Source organism: Polaromonas sp. P1_E3 (assembly GCF_056405935.1).
Map to the genome: position 1 here is coordinate 1 of NZ_JBFUBD010000235.1, position 4,314 is coordinate 4,314.

General features: G+C 60.4%; 5 protein-coding genes. 3 read left to right on the forward strand and 2 right to left on the reverse strand.

The features are described from left to right. Window positions 1–113: 113 nt before the first annotated feature. Window positions 114–1,154 (reverse strand): L,D-transpeptidase family protein, encoded by a 1,041-nt coding sequence (locus tag AC1D0Z_RS16665; protein WP_477659334.1) that lies wholly within the window; start codon window positions 1,152–1,154, stop codon window positions 114–116. Window positions 1,155–1,374: 220 nt separating this feature from the next. Here AC1D0Z_RS16665 and AC1D0Z_RS16670 point away from each other — a divergent pair, with 220 nt between their 5' ends. Together AC1D0Z_RS16670 and AC1D0Z_RS16675 are read left to right on the forward strand one after the other, a co-directional pair. Next, on the forward strand, window positions 1,375–1,698 hold the full coding sequence (locus AC1D0Z_RS16670; protein ID WP_477659335.1) for a metalloregulator ArsR/SmtB family transcription factor: 324 nt from the start codon (window positions 1,375–1,377) through the stop codon (window positions 1,696–1,698). An 18-nt stretch (window positions 1,699–1,716) separates the two neighbouring features. After that, a complete protein-coding gene (locus AC1D0Z_RS16675) occupies window positions 1,717–3,138 on the forward strand; it encodes a DUF2867 domain-containing protein (RefSeq protein ID WP_477659336.1) in 1,422 nt (473 codons plus the stop codon). Window positions 3,139–3,163: 25 nt separating this feature from the next. Here AC1D0Z_RS16675 and AC1D0Z_RS16680 read toward each other — a convergent pair whose 3' ends face one another. Further along, entirely contained in the window at window positions 3,164–3,838 is a 675-nt protein-coding gene (locus tag AC1D0Z_RS16680) for an alpha/beta hydrolase family protein (RefSeq protein WP_477659337.1), read from the reverse strand. 106 nt (window positions 3,839–3,944) lie between these two features. Here AC1D0Z_RS16680 and AC1D0Z_RS16685 point away from each other — a divergent pair. Next, window positions 3,945–4,314, forward strand: a 370-nt coding sequence (locus tag AC1D0Z_RS16685) for a PAS domain-containing protein (protein ID WP_477659338.1), incomplete at its 3' end; no start/stop codon positions are given.

Genomic DNA, 4,314 nt, shown 5'->3' on the forward strand with positions numbered 1-4,314 from the left:
GACTTGTGTATCTGCCTCTTCCTTGCGCATGCCCAGCATCGCGCCTGCCGCCACGGCCAGCAGCGCGCAGATGGCAAACGCCGTTCTCCTGAGGCGGGCGGGTGTGGATGCCATCAAGCCTTGACACTCACTTTGAAGCCGGCTTTCGCCAGGGTCGAGAGGCGCTCTGCGTCCCAGTTGGTCATGTGGATGCAGCCGTTGGTTTCAGAATGGCCCACATTGGAAGGGTTGGGTGTGCCGTGAATGCCCCAGTGCGGTTTGGTCAGGCCCAGCCAGATGGTGCCGACGGGGTTGTTGGGACCGGCTGCGATGTCGACCTTTTGCGCATCCTTGGGTGCGTTTTTCAGTAGCGCAGGGTTGTAGGTGAAGCCGGGATTTTTGACCTCGTTCTTGATGGCCATCATCCCCAGCGGTAGCGGGTCGTTCTTTTCATTGCCTATGCTGATGGGAAAGCCCGCTACCAACCGCTTGGCGGTGTCCAGCACGTAGAGCACGCGCTCGGACTTGTCGATTTCGATGGAAGCCGCATTGACCGGCGTGGCGCTGACGGCGATATAAGGTACGGTGATTTGCTTGCCGGCCTCGACGTTGATGCCACCGTTGAGCTGCTTGAGGTAGCCGGTGCTGGTGTGGAATTTTTCCGCCAGCGCTTCTTCCACCGACTCATACACCAGCGCCTTCATCTTCGCTCGCTCATCCATGGCTATGGGCGTTTTTTCAAACGGGCCGGCGGCGTCCTTCTCAGTCACGGTATAGCTTGTCAGAAGCGGGGCGCCGTCCTTGCGCAACGAAGCCCAGGTTTCCGCAGTGACCGTGCCCGTGGGTTTGAGGTCGTGCGCGCTCTGGTAGGCCTTGACCATTCGCTGCATGTTGGTGGCAAAGCGCCCGTCAATCTCCCCGCAGGAGAACCAGGCCCGGTCCAGCATGATCTGCGCACGCGCTACGGCTGCGCCTTTGCTGCCACTGCGCAGCAAGGGACTGTCGGTGGCGTTGTTGAAGGCTTCGGTGTCAAAGGGCTGGTTGCCGGCCGCCGTGTTTTTGGGCTTGGCCGCCCATGCGCCGTTGCCGGCCAGGCCCAGCCCGGTCATGCACAAGGCAGCGACGAGGGTGCGACGGGAGAAGTGGATGGAGGTGGGCGTAGCGGAGAAGGGCATAGGCGCGGCTTTCATACATGTGAGCGCACCAGTCTGCGGTCCCGCGCGCCCCTGGGCTGTCAGCAGACATGCCTGGCGGTGGTCAGCTTTATGCGGCGGTATAGGGCTGGCGGGTTGCCCCAGGCATGGCTCCGGAGCAGTATTTACTTGACAGCGCCCAAGCATTTCAATAAAGTCATTAACAAATAAGTTAATAAGTAAACAGAAAGCCAAACAATCAATGGCTGCTTCCCTCGACAAAATATTTGAAGCACTCGCCTCGGGCCCCAGGCGCCAGATCCTGGCCTACCTCACCGAAAAAGAGCTCAGCACCACCGAGCTGGCCGAGCGCTTTGCCATGAGTACGCCGGCTGTTTCGCGCCATCTGTCTGTGCTTGAAAACGCCGGCCTTGTGACCAGCGAGCGCAGCGGTCAGTTTGTGCTGTACAAGCTCAACGGCGACAGCCTCGTCAACAGCCTCACGGGTTATGCCTTTGAACTCTGCCCGGTGGCGCGGCCCCTGAAGCGGGAACGTGTCGCTGCCAAAACACCAAAAGCAAGGTAACAAGGAAAGAGGGACTTCATGCTGAATCTCACCCAGGTCATTGAAACATTTCCATCGGTTCGCATTCCGTCGGAGTCGGGCGGCCTGGCCGTCGAGGTGTCCCTGATTGCCCAGATCGGCCATGGCGCCGGCAATCATCTGTTTGCCAGCGTGGCATCCAGGCAGCGGCAGCACGGTGCATTTGTCGATGAACTGGATGAGCCCTCGGCCAAGCTGGGCGGGACCAATTTCGCCAAAGGCGATGCCACCTCGCTGTATTCCTTTGTCGTAGGGCCGAAGGGGCACCCGTTTCACCGCCATGCGGGGCACCGCATCTTCACGGCAGTGTCGGGCAGCGGTGGGGCCCAGTTGCGTTTTTCAAGCGCGTCGGAACAGCAAATCCAGGAAGACCCGCACAACTTCATGCGCGCCCTGCGTTTCGTGAACATACCCCCGGACTGCCTGTTCACCGTACGCTTTGGCGGTGAAACCTGGCACCAGTTTTCTCCGCTCTCGCGAAATTCTTTGCACCCGGTGTTTTTTGCCTTGTCTTGCCATACCAATGAGCTGGGAGGCAACTTGTCGGAAGCTTTGAAAGAAGACGTGTTGGCCAATAAGGCGAGCATCCCCTCATTGACGGAATTGCTGCCCGATGCGGTGAAAGCGCTGCTTGAGGCCAAGGACTTCAAGGCCGATGCTGTGCCGACCACCACACTGTCGCTTGATGCGCCGCCCGGAACCTTCCATCGGGTGGTCTGCAACACCGTACGCAGCGGCGCAGGTGTGATGCGGGGTTTGTGGGGTTCATGGAAAGGGGCGTCGGGTTTTTTGTCGCATGGCGGCTCCGCCCGAAGCGTGACGCAACTCGCCAGGCCGCCGGCCGATTCTCTGCTGCTTCAGCAACTGGCAGACCTGCGCATCCACCACGACGACACCTTTCGCCTGCGCGTGAGCGGCACCAACTTCGGGAACACCAGTGCCACGAATTTGCTGGCCGCGGTTTTGGAGGGCTTTTTGCTTAACGCGCCCAGCGGTGTGTCCAACCTCATGGCGCTGCGCAACGTGCTGGTCAAACCCCTGGGCTTGCGCACATCGCCCCTAGGCTGCCCGGTGTCTTCGCTTTTGTCGCCGGACATCAGCAACCTGTTCGCCAATCGCTACCCTGTGCTGGGCCAAAGCGTCAATGCCACCGATACCAAGGCGCAGGTCATCCTGGGCGCCAACGACAAACACCTGCTGTTCAGGTCTTGCGTGAGTGTGGAAATCGTCGACAAGCACCATGTCGACGTGATGCTGGGCACCCRGGTGCATTGCAAGAATTTCTTTGGCCGCTTTTACATGGCGGCGATTGACTATGTGCATCGCCACTACGTCACGCCTACGATGCTGCGGCTGGCGGTGGAATACGCGGTGGTGCAGGAGAAGGATGTGCCGGTACCAAGCAAGCTGGTGACGGCCTGACGTCAAGGAAAGGCCTGCAGCGCCGCTAGCGCTTCGTCATCCACGCGGTCATGGTGTCCAGCAGCTCCTCGAGCACCTGCGCATCGGTACGACCCGAACGCACCAGCACATGGAAGGCGTGGTCGGCGCCCTCCACGGTATGCAGAGTCGCTTTTTTGCCGAGGCTTGCCGTGACCTGCGTGATCAAGTCCAGGTCGGCGAGGCTATCGCGCGTGCCTTGCAGAAAAAGCATCGGCGGCTTGACGCCCGTCAGGTGCGCAGCGCGTTCGGTGGAGGGCTTGCCGGCTGGGTGCAGCGGAAAGCCCACCAGCACAATACCCTTCAGTCCGGGCAATGGCTCAGCCGCTTGCGCCTGTGTGGTCATGCGCCCGCCGTAGGACTTGCCACCGGCAAACAGCGGCACATCAGGCAGTCGCCGCGCCGCTTCAGCAACCGCCGCCCGGATCGTCGCATGCGCGACGGCGGGGGAATCTGGGCGTTTGGAGCCTTGTTCCATGTAGGGAAAGTTGAAGCGCAGGCTGGCGATGCCGCGTTCCACGAGACCTTTGGCAATCGCCTCCATGAAGGCGTGGTTCATGCCTGCGCCTGCGCCGTGGGCGAACACATAACAGGCCTTGGCAGTGGCAGGCGTTTGCAGCAGGCCGGAGATAGTGCTGCCCGAAGGGAGTGAAATGGTCAGTGAAGCTGGGCGTGTCGGCATTGGTAAAAAACCTGCAAGATGACCTGCCATTACAACATTGCCACCCCTCAGGCGGGGCTTTTCCGGGAGGGTCCCACGCCACTTAAAACGCAAGGCCCCCGGTTAGATGGCCGAAATGCCCAGCCGCTCGCAGGCTGCTTGCGGAGCCGAGCCGGTGGCCTATTCCTACAAACGTGCGCGCGAGCGGTTTTTTAGGATGTGGCCATTACCTTTGCTGGAGATATTTTCTATGCCAGGTCCCTATATGGTGTCGTCTCTGCCGGAACATCAGCTGGCGGAACTGCATCGCCTGATGACGGAAGAAATCAAGGAAGTAGCCGTCTTTTTCATGGATACGGACGGCCTGATCACGGTATGGAACCGTGCGGCGGAGGAAATGAAGGGTTATCCGGCCGAGGACGTGATCGGCAAGCACCTGGAGATTCTTTATACCGACGAGGACAAGGCCCGCAACTGGCCGCAGCACAACCTGCGGG

What these genes read in the sequence shown, in the direction of transcription:
- AC1D0Z_RS16665 (WP_477659334.1), bottom strand. Translation starts at nt 1,154, where the DNA reads ATGCCCTTCTCCGCTACGCCCACCTCCATCCACTTCTCCCGTCGCACC.
- AC1D0Z_RS16670 (WP_477659335.1), top strand. Translation starts at nt 1,375, where the DNA reads ATGGCTGCTTCCCTCGACAAAATATTTGAAGCACTCGCCTCGGGCCCC.
- AC1D0Z_RS16680 (WP_477659337.1), bottom strand. Translation starts at nt 3,838, where the DNA reads ATGCCGACACGCCCAGCTTCACTGACCATTTCACTCCCTTCGGGCAGC.